The 16,056-nt window shown below is 73.2% G+C and carries 15 protein-coding genes and 1 pseudogene; 7 read left to right on the top strand and 9 right to left on the bottom strand.

Annotation, left to right across the window (positions count from 1 at the left end; genetic code table 11):
- Positions 1 to 39: 39 nt before the first annotated feature.
- The 5 genes from ACZ6ZT_RS15725 (at position 40) to ACZ6ZT_RS15705 (ending at position 5,216) form a co-directional block, all read left to right on the top strand.
- Positions 40 to 381, top strand: a complete 342-nt coding sequence (locus ACZ6ZT_RS15725; RefSeq protein ID WP_351827110.1) for a nuclear transport factor 2 family protein — start codon at positions 40 to 42, stop codon at positions 379 to 381.
- 91 nt (positions 382 to 472) lie between these two features.
- On the top strand, positions 473 to 1,117 hold the full coding sequence (locus tag ACZ6ZT_RS15720; protein ID WP_469719719.1) for a TMEM175 family protein: 645 nt from the start codon (positions 473 to 475) through the stop codon (positions 1,115 to 1,117).
- 73 nt (positions 1,118 to 1,190) lie between these two features.
- The gene (locus tag ACZ6ZT_RS15715) at positions 1,191 to 2,486 is read left to right on the top strand and encodes an IS701 family transposase (RefSeq protein ID WP_469719718.1); all 1,296 of its coding nucleotides are present in this window, start codon (positions 1,191 to 1,193) and stop codon (positions 2,484 to 2,486) included.
- On the top strand, positions 2,486 to 3,625 hold the full coding sequence (locus tag ACZ6ZT_RS15710) for an XdhC family protein (protein WP_469719717.1): 1,140 nt from the start codon (positions 2,486 to 2,488) through the stop codon (positions 3,623 to 3,625). Before ACZ6ZT_RS15715 ends, ACZ6ZT_RS15710 begins: the two co-directional genes overlap by 1 nt.
- Before the next feature lie 148 nt (positions 3,626 to 3,773).
- Positions 3,774 to 5,216, top strand: a complete 1,443-nt coding sequence (locus ACZ6ZT_RS15705; protein ID WP_469719716.1) for a GuaB1 family IMP dehydrogenase-related protein — start codon at positions 3,774 to 3,776, stop codon at positions 5,214 to 5,216.
- Positions 5,217 to 5,354: 138 nt separating this feature from the next.
- Here the strand turns inward: ACZ6ZT_RS15705 and ACZ6ZT_RS15700 are convergent, their stop codons facing one another.
- The 6 genes and pseudogenes from ACZ6ZT_RS15700 to ACZ6ZT_RS15675 all read right to left on the bottom strand — a co-directional run bounded on the left by ACZ6ZT_RS15700 (position 5,355) and on the right by ACZ6ZT_RS15675 (position 11,640).
- Complete coding sequence (locus tag ACZ6ZT_RS15700) at positions 5,355 to 6,575, bottom strand: sensor histidine kinase (protein WP_469719715.1); 1,221 nt, start codon at positions 6,573 to 6,575, stop codon at positions 5,355 to 5,357.
- Positions 6,572 to 8,299, bottom strand: a complete 1,728-nt coding sequence (locus ACZ6ZT_RS15695) for a sodium/solute symporter (RefSeq protein ID WP_469719714.1) — start codon at positions 8,297 to 8,299, stop codon at positions 6,572 to 6,574. Before ACZ6ZT_RS15695 ends, ACZ6ZT_RS15700 begins: the two co-directional genes overlap by 4 nt.
- A 159-nt stretch (positions 8,300 to 8,458) precedes the next feature.
- Positions 8,459 to 8,734 carry a hypothetical protein gene (locus ACZ6ZT_RS15690; protein WP_469719713.1) on the bottom strand — a complete coding sequence of 92 codons (276 nt, stop codon included), beginning with the start codon at positions 8,732 to 8,734 and terminating at the stop codon, positions 8,459 to 8,461.
- A gap of 228 nt (positions 8,735 to 8,962) precedes the next feature.
- Positions 8,963 to 9,802: a LytR/AlgR family response regulator transcription factor gene (locus ACZ6ZT_RS15685; protein WP_469719712.1), complete on the bottom strand. Its 840-nt coding sequence runs from the start codon at positions 9,800 to 9,802 to the stop codon at positions 8,963 to 8,965.
- Positions 9,803 to 9,899: 97 nt separating this feature from the next.
- A pseudogene (locus ACZ6ZT_RS15680) lies at positions 9,900 to 10,223 on the bottom strand (SCO0930 family lipoprotein); the annotation flags it as partial.
- Positions 10,224 to 10,596: 373 nt separating this feature from the next.
- The gene (locus ACZ6ZT_RS15675; RefSeq protein ID WP_469719711.1) at positions 10,597 to 11,640 is read right to left on the bottom strand and encodes a GDSL-type esterase/lipase family protein; all 1,044 of its coding nucleotides are present in this window, start codon (positions 11,638 to 11,640) and stop codon (positions 10,597 to 10,599) included.
- A gap of 357 nt (positions 11,641 to 11,997) precedes the next feature.
- Here ACZ6ZT_RS15675 and ACZ6ZT_RS15670 point away from each other — a divergent pair, with 357 nt between their 5' ends.
- Both ACZ6ZT_RS15670 and ACZ6ZT_RS15665 read left to right on the top strand, forming a co-directional pair.
- Positions 11,998 to 13,452, top strand: a complete 1,455-nt coding sequence (locus ACZ6ZT_RS15670; RefSeq protein ID WP_469719710.1) for an amino acid transporter — start codon at positions 11,998 to 12,000, stop codon at positions 13,450 to 13,452.
- A gap of 10 nt (positions 13,453 to 13,462) precedes the next feature.
- Positions 13,463 to 13,918, top strand: a complete 456-nt coding sequence (locus tag ACZ6ZT_RS15665) for an Lrp/AsnC family transcriptional regulator (protein WP_007262967.1) — start codon at positions 13,463 to 13,465, stop codon at positions 13,916 to 13,918.
- 115 nt (positions 13,919 to 14,033) lie between these two features.
- On the opposite strand, the gene ACZ6ZT_RS15660 is transcribed toward ACZ6ZT_RS15665, so the two are convergent.
- The 3 genes from ACZ6ZT_RS15660 to ACZ6ZT_RS15650 all read right to left on the bottom strand — a co-directional run bounded on the left by ACZ6ZT_RS15660 (position 14,034) and on the right by ACZ6ZT_RS15650 (position 15,643).
- Positions 14,034 to 14,327, bottom strand: coding sequence for a WhiB family transcriptional regulator (locus tag ACZ6ZT_RS15660; protein ID WP_469719709.1), 294 nt, complete (start codon positions 14,325 to 14,327; stop codon positions 14,034 to 14,036).
- Positions 14,328 to 14,504: 177 nt separating this feature from the next.
- The gene (locus ACZ6ZT_RS15655) at positions 14,505 to 14,900 is read right to left on the bottom strand and encodes a hypothetical protein (RefSeq protein ID WP_469719708.1); all 396 of its coding nucleotides are present in this window, start codon (positions 14,898 to 14,900) and stop codon (positions 14,505 to 14,507) included.
- Positions 14,901 to 14,929: 29 nt separating this feature from the next.
- Complete coding sequence (locus ACZ6ZT_RS15650) at positions 14,930 to 15,643, bottom strand: GNAT family N-acetyltransferase (protein ID WP_469719707.1); 714 nt, start codon at positions 15,641 to 15,643, stop codon at positions 14,930 to 14,932.
- Positions 15,644 to 16,056: the final 413 nt, after the last annotated feature.

The following is a 16,056-nucleotide window of genomic DNA, read 5'->3' as shown; positions in this document are numbered from 1 at the left end:
CACGGCACAGCCCGTCACCCCAGGAAGAGGAGTCGAATCATGGCCAAGTACGACATCGCCACCCTGCACCCGGTCTTCGTCCGCCAGATGGAGGCGCTGGCCGCCCTGGACATCGAGGCGGTGATGAAGAACTACACCGACGACGCCGTCCTGCTGCGCTTCGAGGGCGCGTCGGTGGGCATCGAGGCAGTTCGCGAGACCTTCACCGGCTATCTCACGGTGAAGCCCACCCTGGTCGAACTCCAGGAGTACATCGAGACCGAGGACACCATCTTCTATCGGGCGATCATGAACTTGAACGGCGAGCCGGAGCACGCGTTCGGGACACTCGTCGTCCGCGATGGCCGGATCTGGCGCCAGACCGCCGGATTCGGCGGCTGACGCCCCTTTCCTGGGTAGCGTGTGCGGGGAGGGCGGGGCATACGCTCTCCCCGCACACGTGGATGATGCTGTGAAGGGGAGGCCGGGGGCGATGGAGCAGGAAACCAACCGGGTGGAGGCGTTCAGCGACGGCGTATTCGCCATCGTGATCACCATTCTGGTATTGGAGTTAAAGGTTCCGCATGAGCAGGGAACGGCACTGTGGCACGGCCTGTGGCAACAATGGCCGCACTATGCCGCCTATCTTGTGAGTTTCCTCATCATCGGCGTGATGTGGGTGAATCACCACACCATCTTCAGTCACCTCAAGCGGGTCGACCGGCCGCTGTTGTTCCTGAATCTCCTGGTGCTCATGGTGGTGTCGGTGATTCCGTATACGACCAACGCGCTCGCCGAGCACCTCACGGACGAGGATTCGGCCAACGTGGCCGCCATTCTCTACAGTTCGTGGACCGTCGTGTACGCTCTCGCCTTCCTGGGATTCTGGTGGTACGTCACCCAGGTCGGTCATCTCTTCCACGAAAAAGTGGACAAGGAAGGTGCCCGGGCCACCCGGATGCGGTTCGGACTGGGGGCGGTCGCCTACCCCTTGACCGTCATCCTGTCCTTCTTCTCGGCACCTCTCACTCTCGTCGCACACTTTCTCATCGCGCTCTACTATGCGGCGAACCAAATCCCCATCCCGCTCGTGGTAGAAGAAGAGCGGCTCGAATCTGCCAGCGACCTCAGGAAGTAGCCGCCTGGACCTACGGCCGTTCTCGGCGGTCACGTAGGGTAAAGAATCTAGTCTGGTCGCGGGGGAGGCCCAGATGGTTCGCACAGTCCTGCCGGAGGAATCCACCAAGGAAATCTCCGAATTGATCGACGTGCTGATTTCGCTGTTCTTCGAATCCTTACCCCGGCGGGACCAGCGAAACTGGGCCCGCGTTTATCTCAACGGCCTCGTGCGGACCACCGGGAAGAAAACGATCCGTAACATCGCCGGAACGGGGGCGAGTTCCGTGGAACAGAGCCTCCAGCAGTTCATCAGCAAATCGCCCTGGGACTGGACCCCCGTCCGCCGCTCCCTCGCCCAGCACCTCGAACGCACCGCGCAGCGCCCGCTGGCCTGGGTCGTACAGCCCATGGTCATAGAGAAGGCGGGCGACCGCTCCGTCGGAGTCGGCCGGCAGTTCGTCGCCCAGCTCGGCCGCACCGCCAACTGCCAGCAGGCCGGGGGGATCTGGCTCGCCTCCAGCGACGCCAGCTTCCCCGTCGAGTGGACCCTCACCCTGCCCGGACCCTGGACCAGCGAACTGCTGCACCGTCGCCGGGCCGGCATCCCCGACACCGCGCGCTCGCTCACCCCCGCCCAGGACGCCGTGCACGCCGTCCAGCGCATGGCATCGACCTGGCAGCTCCAGCGCCGCCCGGTCGTCATGGAGGTCTCCAACACCGACCTCCCCCCGGCCATAGAGGCCTTCGCCCTCCAGGACATCCCCTTCGTCCTCAAGGTCGACGGCTCCCTGCCCGTCTCCTTCGGCGGCGCCGGCCGCCACAAGCCCGGCCCGCACACCGCCCCCGCCCGCGAGCTGATCGACTCGCTGCGCTCCCAGCGCCGGGTCGTCGAATGGACCCGGCACGGCCGCACCGAGGGAGCGGTGACCCTGCTCACCTCGGCGCCCATCCTCGCCGCCGCGGGCGAGGACCGGCCCGCCACGGCGCCGCCCACCCCGCTGCTGCTCGTCGGCGCCTGGACCGAAGCGGCCCTGCTGCCCTCCGAGTTCTGGATCACCAACATCGCCGACCGGCCCCTGGCCCAGCTCTTCCTGCTGGCCAAGCTCACCGACCGGGTCTCCCTGGACTTCGCCGAGACCTGCGAACCCGTCGGCATCCGCGACTTCGAGGGCCGCTCCTTCCGCGGCTGGCACCACCACGCCACCCTCGCCAGCGTCGCCCACGCCGCCCGGCTCCTGTCCGTCGGCGGACGCCACCCCGACCCCGTGGCCCTGGCCGCCGCCGCACCCGCCCGCTACCCGGCCACCCCGACGGGCAGACCCGCCGCCGTCCTGCCCCCGAGACCGCTCATCCCCGGGCAGTCCCCGCGCCGCGCGTTCATCCGCTGATGCTCGACATCGCCGGGGCCCTGCGGGGCTGGTGCGCCGAGCGGCGCGAGTTCGCGCTGGCCACCGTCGTCTCCGTCAGCGGCAGCGCGCCGCGCGGACCGGGCGCCTCGCTGGCCGTCGACGCCGGGGGGACCGCGCTCGGCTCGCTGTCCGGGGGCTGCGTGGAGTCCGCCGTGCACGAGCTGTGCCTGGAGGCCATCGCCTCCGGGGAAGGCGGCGTCCACCGCTTCGGCTACAGCGACGACGACGCCTTCGCGGTGGGGCTGACCTGCGGCGGGATCCTGGACGTGCTGGTCACCCCGGTACGCGGACAGGACCCCGTCCGGCCCGTCCTCGGCTCCGTGCTCGACGCCGCCGCCGGCGGGACCCGCGCCGCGCTCGCCCGCGTCGTCAGCGGACCGCCCCGCCAGCTCGGACGGGCCCTCGCCGTCCACGCCGACGGCTCGTACGTGGGCGGCCTGAGCGGGGGCGCGGCCCTGGACCGGGCCGCCGCCGACCGGGTCCGGGCCCTGCTCCTCGCCGGCCGCACCGGCACCGCCGAGCTGGGCACCGCCGGGGGGCTGTGCGGGGAGCCGCTGACCCTGCTCGTCGAATCCGCCGCCGAGGCGCCCCGGCTGATCGTCTACGGGGCCGTCGACTTCGCCTCCGCCCTGGCCCGGATGGGCGCCTTCCTCGGGCACCGGGTCACCGTGTGCGACGCCCGGCCCGTCTTCGCGACCCCGCAGCGCTTCCCCGGCGCCGACGAGGTCGTCGTCGACTGGCCGCACCGCCACCTCGCCGCGGAACAGGACGCCGGGCGCCTGGACACCCGTACGGCCGTGTGCGTACTGACCCACGACGCCAAGTTCGACGTACCCGTCCTCGCGCTCGCCCTGCGGCTGCCGCTGGCCTACGTCGGCGCCATGGGATCGCGCCGCACCCACGCCGAGCGCCTGGCCCGGCTGCGCGCCGAGGGGGTGAGCGAGGCCGAGCTGGCCCGGCTCAGATCCCCGATCGGCCTCGACCTGGGCGGACGCACCCCCGAGGAGACCGCGCTGGCCATCGCCGCCGAGTTCACCGCCGTCCGCCACGCGGCCCCCGCCACCCCGCTCACCGGCGGCCGCCGGCCCCTGCACCGGCGCGGGACCAAGGTCCCGTAGGAACGGACCAACGGGCCCGGTACGTCCTGGACGATCGCCCCGGGCGGTGTGAACCCGGGGGCATGGGAGAATGAAGTACGTGCGTTTCCTCGGCTGACCCCGTCAGCCACTCAGAAGGAATCCTTCGATCGACTGGGATGTTCAGCACGTGCGTTTCCTCAATGACCTGAAGCCGCCGTACGACCTGACGTACGACGATGTGTTCATGGTGCCGAGCCGCTCCGCGGTCGGCTCCCGCCAGGGCGTCGACCTCTCCTCGCCCGACGGCACCGGCACCACCATTCCGCTCGTCGTGGCGAACATGACCGCCATCGCGGGCCGCCGGATGGCGGAGACCGTGGCCCGCCGCGGTGGAATCGTCGTCATCCCCCAGGACATCCCGATCGAGATCGTCACCGACGTCATCTCCTGGGTGAAGACCCGCCACCTCGTGCTCGACACCCCGATCACGCTGGCGCCCACCCAGACCGTCGCCGACGCGCTCTCCCTGCTGCCCAAGCGGGCCCACGGCGCCGGCGTCGTCGTCGACGGCGAGGGCCGCCCCGTCGGCGTCGTCACCGACCACGACCTGACCGGCGTGGACCGCTTCACCCAGCTCTCCGAGGTCATGTCGAAGGAGCTGCTGCTCATCGACGCCGACATCGACCCCCGGGACGCCTTCAACCAGCTCGACGCGGGCCACCGCAAGCTGGCCCCCGCCGTCGACAAGGACGGCCGACTCGTCGGCATCCTCACCCGCAAGGCCGCCCTGCGCGCGACCCTGTACACCCCGGCCACCGACGCCGACGGCAAGCTGCGGATCGCCGCGGCCGTCGGCATCAACGGCGACTTCGTCGAAAAGGCCAAGCAGCTGCTCGACGCGGGCGTCGACACGCTGGTCATCGACACCGCCCACGGGCACCAGGAATCGATGATCAGCGCGATCAAGGCCGTCCGGGCGCTGGACCCGCAGGTCCCGATCGTGGCGGGCAACATCGTCGCCGCCGAGGGCGTCAAGGACCTCATCGACGCCGGCGCCGACATCATCAAGGTCGGCGTGGGCCCCGGCGCCATGTGCACCACCCGCATGATGACCGGCGTCGGCCGGCCGCAGTTCTCCGCGGTGCTGGAGTGCGCGGCCGAGGCGAAGAAGTACGGCAAGCACGTCTGGGCCGACGGCGGTGTCCGTCACCCGCGCGACGTGGCGATGGCGCTGGCCGCCGGTGCGTCCAACGTGATGATCGGCTCCTGGTTCGCCGGGACGTACGAGTCCCCGGGCGACCTCCAGCAGTCCGCCGACGGGCGCTTCTACAAGGAGTCCTTCGGGATGGCCTCCGCGCGGGCCGTGCGGAACCGGACGTCGGAGGAGTCGGCGTACGACCGGGCGCGGAAGGCGCTGTTCGAGGAGGGCATCTCCACCTCGCGGATGTTCCTGGACCCGGCGCGGCCGGGCGTCGAGGACCTGATCGACTCGATCATCGCCGGTGTGCGGTCTTCGTGCACGTACGCGGGAGCCGGGTCCCTCGCGGAGTTCGAGGAGAAGGCGGTCGTCGGCATCCAGTCCGCCGCCGGCTACGCCGAGGGCAAGCCGCTGCACGCCAGTTGGAGCTAGCCCCACCCCGGTGGCCCCGGCCCGCCCTTCCCGGCGGCCCGGGGCCACCGGCACACCCGGCGGGCCCTCCTGGGGCTCCGCCCCAGACCCCGCGCCTCAAACGCCGGCGGGGCTGGATCATGCCGTCGGCGACCTCGGTCAGGGGGGACGGGGGCCCGGGGGTGGGGTTGGGTGGACGCCCGCGCGGTATTTGGGGAGGCGGATGGTGATCTTCGTGCCGGCGCCGAGGGCCGTTTCGACGACGAGGCCGTACGCGTCGCCGTACACCTGCCGCATCCGTTCGTCCACGTTCGGCAGCCCGATGCCGGACGCCTCCCCCGCCAGGATCCGCCGCAACCGCGCCGGATCCATCCCGACGCCGTTGTCCTCGATGGTCAGCACCGCCTCCGCGCCCGCGTCCCGCGCCGCGATGGTGATCCGGCACTCCTCGGTGGAGTCCTCCACCCCGTGCTTCACGGCGTTCTCCACCAGCGGCTGGAGGCACAGGAACGGCAGCGCCACCGGCAGCACCTCCGGCGCCACCTGCAAGGTCACCTTCAGCCGGTCCCCGAACCGGGCCCCCGCCAGCGCCAGGTACTGCTCGATCGAACGCAACTCCTCGGCCAGGGTGGTGAATGCACCGTGCCGGCGGAACGAGTAGCGGGTGAAGTCCGCGAACTCCAGCAGCAGCTCCCGCGCCCGCTCCGGGTCGGTCCGCACGAACGAGGCGATGGCCGCGAGGGAGTTGAAGATGAAGTGCGGGGAGATCTGCGCCCGCAGCGCCTTGATCTCCGCCTCCATCAGCCGCGTCCGCGCCCGGTCCAGCTCCGACAGCTCCAGCTGTACGGAGACCCAGCGCGCCACCTCCGTCGCGGCCCGCACCAGCACCGCCGACTCCCGCGACCCGTACGCGACCAGTGCTCCCAGGAGCCCGTCCTCACCCGTCAGCGGGGCGAACACCGCCCATTTCAGCGGGCAGCCCGGCCGCTGGCACTCCGTGCGCACGCTCAGGCTGCGGCCCGACTCCAGCATCAGCGCCACCCGGGCCATCGCCCGCTTCTGATGGTGGTCGGCGCCCGGCCCGTCCCAGGCCAGCACCGCCTCCCGGTCGGTCAGACACAGCGCCTCCGTGCCCAGCAGCGAGCGCAGCCGCCGGGCCGCCTTGCGCGCGGCGTCCTCGGTGAGTCCCGCGCGCAGCGGGGGAGCGGCCAGCGAAGCCGTGTGCAGCGTGTGGAAGGTGGCCCGCTCCACCGGAGTGCCCAGGTCCAGCCCGGCGGCCCGCTCCCCGCGCCCGGCGTGCCACCGGCCCGCCGCCCAGCCCAGGCCCAGCAGCAGCGCCGCCACCGTCGCGGCCAGCACCGTGAGGGCCGCCCCGGTCACCGCGCGCCCCCGGGCACCCGTTCGCCGGTGACGTCCTCGGGCAGGTGCAGCCGGGCCAGCGCCGCGGCCGTCCCCGCCGGGATCCGCGACCGGGTCGCCAGCGACACCCCCGCCATCGTGCAGAACCCCAGCGGCACCGACCACACCGCCGGCCAGGCCAGCAGCGCGTGCGCCCAGCCCGCCGGAACCAGCCCCGCCCGGGTGGCCAGCACCGCGCCCAGCGCCGCCCCGCCACCGGTCAGCAGTCCGGCCACCGCACCCGGCGGGGTCAGCCCGCGCCACCAGATGCCGAGCACCAGCAGCGGGCAGAACGAGGACGCCGAGACGGCGAAGGCCAGCCCGACGGCGTCGGCGACCGGCACCTCGGTGGCCGCCATCCCGCCCGCCAGCGGCACCGCCATCGCCACCACCACCGCGAGCCGGAACGTCCCCACCCCGCGCCGGGGCAGCACGTCCTGGTGCAGCACCCCGGCCACCGCCACGGTCAGCCCCGAGGCCGTCGACAGGAACGCCGCGAAGGCGCCCCCGGCCAGCAGGGCCCCGAGCAGGTCCCCGAGGGTGCCGCCCAGCATCCGTTCCGGCAGCACCAGCACCGCCGCGTCGGCGTCCCCGGTCAGCGCCAGCTCGGGCGCGTAGATCCGGCCGAGGGCCCCGTACACCTGCGGCAGCAGGTAGAACACCCCGAGCAGGCCGAGCACGACCAGCGTGGTGCGCCGGGCGGCCGGGCCGTTGGGGCTGGTGTAGAAGCGCACCGCCACGTGCGGCAGGCCCATCGTGCCGAGGAAGGTGGCCAGGATCAGCCCGTACGTGGCGTACAGCCGGTGCTCGCCCCCCGACAGCGGCCGCGACCAGCCCGGCGTGTCCGGGCCGGGGCGCGCGTGGGAGTCCGGGACGACGCTGCCCGGGGTGAACTCCAGCCGGGTGCGGGCCTGCACGGAGTGCGGGCCGGTCTCCAGGGCCAGCGGGACGCCGGCGTACGGCACGCCGTCGACCCGGCCCGTCACCGTCACCGTGAGCGGGGCGTCCACGGTGAGCCGTACGTCCTCGCCGAGGGTGACGGCGGTGTGCTCGCGGAAGACGGCCGGGGCGTCGAAGGAGGCGCGGGGAGCGCCGTCCGCGGTCCAGGCGGCGATCAGGAAGAAGGCCGGCACCAGCAGGGCGGTGAGTTTCAGCCAGTACTGGAAGGCCTGCACGAAGGTGATGCTGCGCATGCCGCCCGCCGCCACGGCCGCGGTGACCACGAAGGCCACCACCACGCCGCCCACCCAGTGCGGGGCCCCGGTCAGCACCTCCAGCGTCAGCCCGGCCCCCTGCAACTGCGGGAGCAGGTACAGCCAGCCGACGCCCAGCACGAACAGCACCGCGATCCGCCGCACGGCCCGGGACTGGAGCCTGTCCTCCGCGAAGTCCGGCAGCGTGTACGCGCCCGAGCGCCGCAGCGGCGCCGCGACCAGCACCAGCAGCACCAGGTACCCGGCGGTGTAGCCGACCGGGTACCAGAGCATCTCCGGCCCCTGGAGCAACACCAGCCCCGCGACGCCCAGGAAGGAGGCGGCGGAGAGGTACTCCCCGCTGATGGCTGCCGCGTTGAGGCGCGGGCCCACGGTGCGGGAGGCGACGTAGAAGTCGGAGGTGGTCCGGGATATCCGCAGGCCGAGCGCCCCGACCAGGACCGTGACCAGGACGACGACGGTGACCGCGGTCAGCGCGTACGTCTGGTTCAACGGGGGTCCTCACCGGGGGCGGGAGCGGGGTCTGACGGAGTGTACGCAGGCCCCCGCCCCCGGCGACAGGCGCGATCCGGGCGACCGCGCGGACGCCCGTACGCGAGTCCGCGGGGCGCCCGTACGCGAGTCCGCGGGGGCGCCGGCCCGCGCGGCGGGTCAGCGGGCCGGGTCGTGGTGTCCGGCGCAGTCGCGCAGGGCGATCTCCAGCTCCACGTACGACTCCTCCGCCCGGCGGAACGCCAGCGTCAGCGCCGCCTCCACGCGCGGCGGCAGCTGCCCGCGGGTGCCCTCCTGCGCCTCGTACAGCACCTCCGCCCAGCGGGCGGCCGCACTGCGCAGCCGGGCGAGCAGCGCCTCGGCCTCGGCGGGCCCGGCGGCCCGGGTCCGGGGCAGTCCGGTCAGCGCGTCCAACAGCGCCTGGATCTCGGACATTTCGCTCCTCCCGGGCCGGAAGATCCACGATACGCGCGGCCCGCGCCCCGGGCGGGCGGATCGGCCCGCGCTGCGGCCGACGGGCCCGGCGGATCGCCGTACGCCCCCCACGGCGCGACGAACGGCGCGTTGGTACGCCGGACGGTCGCCCGGCCGCGCGGCGGCGGCCCGGGAGCGCCGGACGGCCGTCCGGGCGGACGCGGGCGCGGCCCGGGGGCGCCGGACGGCTCAGCCCGTCGCCTGGCGCATCAGGAGGTCCCGCAGGCCGCGCGCGTGGCGGCGGCTGACCTGGAGCTCCGCCGGCCCCACGCGGACGCTCGTGGTGCCCGCGTCCATCCGCAGCTCGTCGATCCGGGCCAGCGCCACCAGGTGGCGCCGGTGGATGCGGACGAACCCGCGGGCCGCCCAGCGCTCCTCCAGCGTGGACAGCGGGATCCGCACCAGGTGGCTGCCCTCGTCGGTGTGCAGCCGGGCGTAGTCGCCGTGGGCCTCCACGTACGCGATGTCCGCGATGGGCACGAACCGGGTGACACCGCCCAGCTCGACCGCGATCTGGTCCGGGGCGCGCTCGACAGCGACGGCGGCGACGGCGGCCCCGCTCCCCGGTTCCGGTGCGGGCCCGCGCGGCGCCGGTGCGCCCGGCCCGCCGACGGCCGCCTCCGCCCCCTCGGGGCGCGGTTCCAGCAGCGCGCACGCCCGCCGGACGGCCTCCGCCAGCCGCTCCGGCCGTACGGGCTTGAGTACGTAGTCCACCGCCTTGAGGTCGAAGGCCTGGACGGCGAAGCCCTCGTGGGCGGTGACGAACACCAGGAGCGGCGGCCGGGCGAACCCGGTCAGCAGCCGGGCGATGTCCAGCCCGGTCAGCCCGGCCATCTGGATGTCCAGGAACACCACGTCGATGCCGTCGGGCCCGTCCGGGCCGCTCTCCAGCGCCCGGGTGACGCGGCGCAGCGCCTCGGTGGCGTCCGACGCGCCCTGCGCGGTGCGCACCCGCGGGTCGGCGCGCAGCAGGTAGAGGAGTTCCTCCAGGAGCGGTTTCTCGTCGTCGACGGCCAGTACGCGCAGCATGGGGGCCACTGTAGGGAACGGCGGCGCGCCCGGGAACGGGTGCGCGGCCCCGCCCGGGGGGAGGGGGCGGGGCCGCGCGGTCCGGTGGCCGGGGAGGCTACGCGGCCGTGAGGAGCTTGCCGTCGGGGGCGACGGCGTACCAGGTGCCGCCCACGCCCTGGCCGTTGGTGTCCCCGGCCTTCTTGTCGCCGGTGAAGGTGTAGACGGGCCAGCAGTTGACGGTCTGCTGCTTCTTGCCGTCCGGGCGGTCGAGGACCAGGTAGTTCTTCTCGGTGATCCCCTTGGCGGCGGCCTTGTCCACGGGCGGGACGACCGGCCACTTGGCGACGCAGTCGCCCTCGCACTTGGAGACCATCGGCCAGGCGGTGTCGGGCTTGAACCGGTAGACGGTCATGCCGTTGCCGTCGACGATGTGGTCGCCGAGCCGGGGGTCCTTCGCGACGGTCAGGGCGCCTCCGGCCGGGGCGGCGGCGCCGGTGCCCGCGCCGGCCGGGGCGGGCTGACCGTCGCCGTAGGGGTCGGCGGGGGCCTGGGCTGCGGGGGTCTGGGCGGCGGCGACGGCTCCGGCAGGCCCGGTCGCGTCGGCCGCCTTGTCGGCGCCGCCGCAGGCCGTCGCCCCGAGGGCGACGACGGCCGCGACCGCGGCCAGGGAAGTTCCGCGCTTGATGCCCATGGTGATCTCTCCCACGTGTGGTGTCCGCCGGGTCCGTCCGGCACCGGTGACCCGGCGACGTGTGCAGGACACGGGGCCGCGGCGGCGCCGCGTTCAGCGGGAGCGGTATGAGGTGTTTCACTCACCCCGCGTCGAACCCGGCCCGCCGTGTGGCCGTGACCACAGCGAGGCCGAGCACCTGGTGCCCGGTGTCGTTCGGGTGCAGTCCGTCGGCGAGGTGCTCGGGTCCCAGCAGGTCACGGCCCGGGAGCAGGGCGAGCCGGCCGTCCCCGGCGGAGATCCGGTCCCGGACGGCCCGCTCCATGGCCTCGCGCAGCGCCCCCAGGGTGGCGCCCAGCCGGTTCGGGGTGCGTTCCGCGTCCGGGCGCAGCAGGGGCGACAGGAGCAGCAGGGGGGTGCGGGGGTGGCCCTGGCGGACGAGGTCGAGGAACGTACGGGTGGTCTCGTACAGCAGGGGCGCCGTGTATGGCAGGCGGGACCAGCAGTTCGTGCCGAAGGCGAGGGTGAGGGCGTCGGCGCGCAGGGTGGCGAGCTGTTCGGCGGTGGCGAGCTCGCCGCGGGCGGCTCCCGCGTAGCCGAGGTTCACGGTGTCCCAGCCGAGCGCCCGCCCGGCGACGGCGGGCCAGCCGTGCGCGGGCCGGGTGGACCACCAGCCCTCGGTGATGGAGTCGCCGTGCACCACCCAGCGCGGGCACGCCGGGGCCGGGGCGAGGCGGCCGCCGATCCCGCGCAGGCCGAGGACCAGCGGCGACTGTGCCTCGGGCGGGTACAGCGTGAAGGGCCCCCCGGCCCTCCCGCCGCCTGCCCCGCCGGGCCGCGGGGGCAGGTCCACGCGTACGACGGCCTCCGCGGCGGGCTCGGTGAAGACCTCGCTCAGCAGCCCGTGGCGGTTCCACAGGGCGAAGCCGTGCGCGAGGTCGCGCAGCGCGTCGGTGGGGCCGGGGACGGTGGCCCGGTAGCGGATCTCGACCGCGTGCGCGGTGTCCGCGGTGAACTCCAGCCGGACGCCGATGGGCAGGGTGGCGCGTTCCCCGGTGTCCCAGGGCAGCCGCATGGTGTCGGCCGGGTCGGCGCGCACGGGGCGCCCCTCGTCCAGCCAGGCGACCCCGCGCAGGAAGGGCGAGGGGTCCAGCCACCCCTCGTCGGATCCGGTCGTCGGCCCCACTGATCGCCTCCGGTCGTCGGGTGGTCGGTACGTACGAGACAGGCACGGTGATGCATGCCTGACGTGGTGTCAAGAACAGGGGTCGCGGGAGGCCCGCGCAGTGATCGATCATCCATGCGCAACAAACGGCCATCCCGGACAGATCCGCGCAATGATCGTTCGGCAATGTGCAAGGATGGTGCATTACGGGCGGTATCACTCAGCTCGTAGGCTCACTCGCTGTACGTGGAGTGGCGCGGACCGCCTGCTCGGCGGTCCCCCCATGCCCAGGCAGGCTCACCCCTGCCTGTGAACTGCTCCGGACCGCTGCGGTCGACGCCTGACAGTCCCCATCCGCAGTGTCAAAGGAGTCCCCTCGTGCTCGATCACGGCCAGGCGCCACCGCTCACGTCCGAGCCCCGCAAGCCCGCGCACCCGCTGCTGCGCCGCAAGCCCGTGGAGACGCTGGTCGCCGAGGGCGGCCAGGGCGAGGGCGGCTCGCTGCGCCGCTCGCTCACCATGTGGCAGCTGACGATGATCAGCATCGGTGCCACCCTGGGCACCGGCATCTTCGTCGTCCTCGGCGAGGCCGCCCCCAAGGCGGGCCCGGCCGTCACGATCTCCTTCATCATCGCGGGCCTGACCGCCCTGTTCTCGGCCCTGTCCTACGCCGAGCTGGCCGGCTCCGTGCCGGTCTCCGGCTCCTCGTACTCGTACTCGTACGCGACCATGGGCGAGTTCATCGCCTGGATCTGCGGCTGGTGCCTGGTCCTGGAGTACGCCGTCTCCGTCGCGGCCGTCGCCGTCGGCTGGGGCCAGTACCTCAACGAGCTGCTCGACGGGACCATCGGCGTCACCCTCCCCGAGGTCATCTCCGCCCCGATGGGCGAGGGCGGCTTCATCAACCTGCCCTCGCTGGTCGTGGTCCTGCTCGCCATGGTCTTCCTGATGCGCGGCGCCAAGGAGAGCGCCACGATCAACTCGGTCATGGTCGGCGTGAAGATCGTCACCCTCGTGCTCTTCATCGGCATCGGCGTCATGGGCATCAAGTCCGGCAACTACACCCCGCTCGCCCCGCTGGGCGTCACCGGCATCAGCGCCGCCGCCTCCACCCTCTTCTTCTCCTACATCGGCTTCGACGCCGCCTCCACCGCCGGTGAGGAAGCCAAGAACCCGAAGAAGGACCTGCCCCGCGCGATCATGCTCTCGCTGGGCATCGTCACCGTCCTCTACGTCCTCGTCGCGTTCGTCGCCGTCGGCGCCATGCCGTGGCAGGACTTCGCGGGCACCGAGGCCGCGCTCGCCCAGATCATGACCGACGTCACCGGCCACAGCTTCTGGGGCGTCGTGCTCGCCGCGGGCGCCGTCGTCGCCATCGCCTCCGTCGTCTTCGCCGTCCTCTACGGACAGACCCGCATCCTCTTCGCGATGTCCCGCGACGGTCTCGTCCCCAAGGTCTTCGCCAAGGTCGACGAGAAGTCCGGCGCCCCCCGCGCCAACGTGGTCATCGTCTCCCTCTTCTGCGGGGCGCTGGCCGCCTTCATCCCGCTGGGCGAACTGGCCAACGCCACCAGCATCGGCACGCTCTTCGCCTTCGCCCTGGTCAACGTCGCCGTCGTGATCCTGCGCCGCACCAAGCCCGACATGCCCCGCACCTTCAAGGTGGCGCTCTTCCCGGTCACGCCGATCCTCGGCTTCCTCGCCTGCGCCTACATGATGTACAGCCTGCCGCTCGCCACGTGGGTGGCCTTCGGTGGCTGGATGGCCGTCGGCCTCGTGGTCTACTTCCTGTACGGCATCCGCCGCTCCACACTGGCCACAGCAGAGAAGTGATCCACCCGCAGTGCGACTGAACGATCTCGACGAACGCATCGTGCACGCCCTCGCCGAGGACGCCCGCCGTTCCTACGCGGACATCGGCTCCGAGGTCGGCCTGTCGGCGCCCGCCGTCAAGCGACGCGTCGACCGCCTGCGCGCCGAAGGCGCCATCACCGGCTTCACGGTCCGCGTGGACCCCGCCGCGATGGGCTGGGAGACCGAGGGCTTCATCGAGATCTACTGTCGCCACAACACCTCGCCGGACGACATCCGGCGAGGGCTGGAGCGCTACCCCGAAGTGGTGTCCGCGTCGACCGTCACCGGCGACGCGGACGCCCTCGTCCAGGTCTTCGCCTCCGACATGCGCCACTTCGAGCGGGTCCTGGAACGCATCGCGGGCGAGCCCTTCGTGGAACGCACCAAGTCCGTCCTCGTCCTCTCGCCCCTGCTGCGCCGCTTCACCTCGGGCGCCCCCGCGTAACGCTCCCGGGCGGGCGGCGGGCTGTCACAGCCGCGTCCCGGGATCGGCGGCATGAAGATCCAGACCCGGCCGCCGACCGATCCGCGGAGCCCGGCCGTGGCCGAGTGGGGCGGTGCTACACCGCCACCCGGCCCCGCGCACCGGTGAGCAGCCGGCGCCGCTCCTCCTCCGTCAGGCCGCCCCACACCCCGAAGGGCTCCCGGGTGCTCAGCGCGTGCTCCAGGCAGGCGGTCCGCACCGGGCAGCCCGCGCAGACCCGCTTCGCGGCCTCGTCCCGGCCCTCGCGGTCCTCGCCCCGCTCCCCGGCGGGGTGGAAGAACCGCCCCGGGCCCAGGCCCCGGCAGGCTGCCCGCGTCTGCCACTGCCAGTGGTGGCGCGCGGCGCCGGGCAGATGGGACACGTCGTTCATGGCAGTTTCCCTTCCGTAGGTTCCGTCGCTCCCTCCGCGTCTGACCGCCCGACGCGCCCCGAAACCCCCGAACCCGCCCATCCCGCCCGCCGGTTACCGGCAACCTCCGCCGGACATCGTCAGCGTCGGGTCCACGGCCGCCCGCGCTCAGCAGCACGTACGAGGTGAAGCGCCCCTTCAGAGGTCCTTGGCATCCGGGTAATGGCGGCGCAGTTCGCCGAGTACGCGCTCGTCGGCCGCCCTGACATCCCACAAGGAGCTGTCGAATTCGGTCAGGACGAGCACCAGCCTGTCCTCGGCGAACCCCCGTGCTTCGGCGTCGATGAGCTGGAGGAAGGGAGTCGTCAGCGACAACAGCGTCAACGTGTCCATGCCCGCGTCGGCGGACCTCCTCGCCATCTCGACGCAGCGCGGGTCGACGATCTCGTCGAACTCGACGCGCCACGTCAGGTCCAGGCCGAAGCTGCCGAGGCGAACCAGTAGCTCGGCCAGGGTCACGTAGTGCTTTCCGCGCCAGGCGTGAAACGTGATCCCCTTCATCCCCGCCTCGGCCTCGGCCGTATCGCGTGACATGCGACCCCCTTCGTGCGGCACATATGAGGTCACAGCCCGGCGGGGTGGGCCGGGGTGCGCAGGCCGATGAAGACCGGTTCGCGGAGCAGGGTGAAGCCCATCGACTCGTACAGCCGGACGGCGTTGGTGTTGTCGGCCGCCGCGTGCAGGAAGGGGGAGTCCCCACGGTCGAGGATCCCGGCCGCCACCGCCCGGATCAGCCGTCCGGCGAGGCCCTTGCCGCGGTGGTCCGGGTGGGTGCAGACGGCGCTGATCTCGGTCCAGCCCGGCGGATGCATGCGTTCCCCGGCCATCGCGACGAGCCGGCCCTCGTGCCGGATGCCGAGGTAGGTGCCGAGTTCGACGGTGCGCGGGAAGAAGGGGCCGGGCTCGGTCAGCCGCACGAGCTCCGTCATCTCCGCGACGTCGGCGGGGCCGAGGCGGACGGCCTCCGGCGCGGGCTCGGCTGGTGCGGACCGGCCGTCGAGCTGGACGCCGGGGATGGTCATCACGGTGTCCCAGCCGGGCGGCGGGGCCGGCGGGAGGCCGGTCAGCCACACCGTCTCGCCGGGACCGGCCAGCGCGGCGAGGTCCGCCCAGGAGGCGGGGTCGTACGGGTCGGCGAGCGCGCCGAACGGGGTCGCGGCGGGCAGGTAGCGGGCGGCGAGGCCGGCCGGCCCGGCCTCGGCGAAGCCCCGGTGCGGGCCGCTGAGCGCGGCCCACACCGGGTTGTCGAGCGGCGAGGTGAGGTGCTCGGTGGGCATCGGGTACGGAGATCCTTCCGTGGGGGAGCGCAACGGCCGGTCCCCCCCTGGTCGGCGGGCCGGGCACGGCGCCGCGCGACTGCGGGGACAGCTTCGGCCTGGGGCAGGCTATGCCCCGAGGGCCCCGGGGAGCGGTCCGATTTCCCCGGCACCGCCCGAACCCCGCCGCCTCCCCACCCACCGGCCCCGTCCCCCGAGGCGGCGGGCCGCAGGGTGCTCCGCGCCCTCCGCGAAGACCGGCTCACCGCGCGCCCGTATGCTCTCCAGGACCGCCCGACCGTCGCCGTCGACGGCCCCGGGGAGGCGCTCCAGGGCCCCGCCGCCGCCCCGAAGCAACGAATCGCCGGGTACGTCCCGGAACGCGCAACAAATCGATGCGCAGAGCGCAACGGTCATGGCTTGTCGCCGTCGAA

It is taken from the genome of Streptomyces sp. NPDC102258, assembly GCF_055584685.1.
The sequence above is the reverse complement of the archived record's forward strand: the minus strand, read 5'-3'. Positions and strand labels throughout refer to the sequence as shown.

What these genes read in the sequence shown, in the direction of transcription:
- ACZ6ZT_RS15725 (WP_351827110.1), top strand. Translation starts at nt 40, where the DNA reads ATGGCCAAGTACGACATCGCCACCCTGCACCCGGTCTTCGTCCGCCAG.
- ACZ6ZT_RS15720 (WP_469719719.1), top strand. Translation starts at nt 473, where the DNA reads ATGGAGCAGGAAACCAACCGGGTGGAGGCGTTCAGCGACGGCGTATTC.
- ACZ6ZT_RS15715 (WP_469719718.1), top strand. Translation starts at nt 1,191, where the DNA reads ATGGTTCGCACAGTCCTGCCGGAGGAATCCACCAAGGAAATCTCCGAA.
- ACZ6ZT_RS15710 (WP_469719717.1), top strand. Translation starts at nt 2,486, where the DNA reads ATGCTCGACATCGCCGGGGCCCTGCGGGGCTGGTGCGCCGAGCGGCGC.
- ACZ6ZT_RS15690 (WP_469719713.1), bottom strand. Translation starts at nt 8,734, where the DNA reads ATGTCCGAGATCCAGGCGCTGTTGGACGCGCTGACCGGACTGCCCCGG.
- ACZ6ZT_RS15685 (WP_469719712.1), bottom strand. Translation starts at nt 9,802, where the DNA reads ATGCTGCGCGTACTGGCCGTCGACGACGAGAAACCGCTCCTGGAGGAA.
- ACZ6ZT_RS15660 (WP_469719709.1), bottom strand. Translation starts at nt 14,327, where the DNA reads ATGAACGACGTGTCCCATCTGCCCGGCGCCGCGCGCCACCACTGGCAG.
- ACZ6ZT_RS15655 (WP_469719708.1), bottom strand. Translation starts at nt 14,900, where the DNA reads ATGTCACGCGATACGGCCGAGGCCGAGGCGGGGATGAAGGGGATCACG.
- ACZ6ZT_RS15650 (WP_469719707.1), bottom strand. Translation starts at nt 15,643, where the DNA reads ATGCCCACCGAGCACCTCACCTCGCCGCTCGACAACCCGGTGTGGGCC.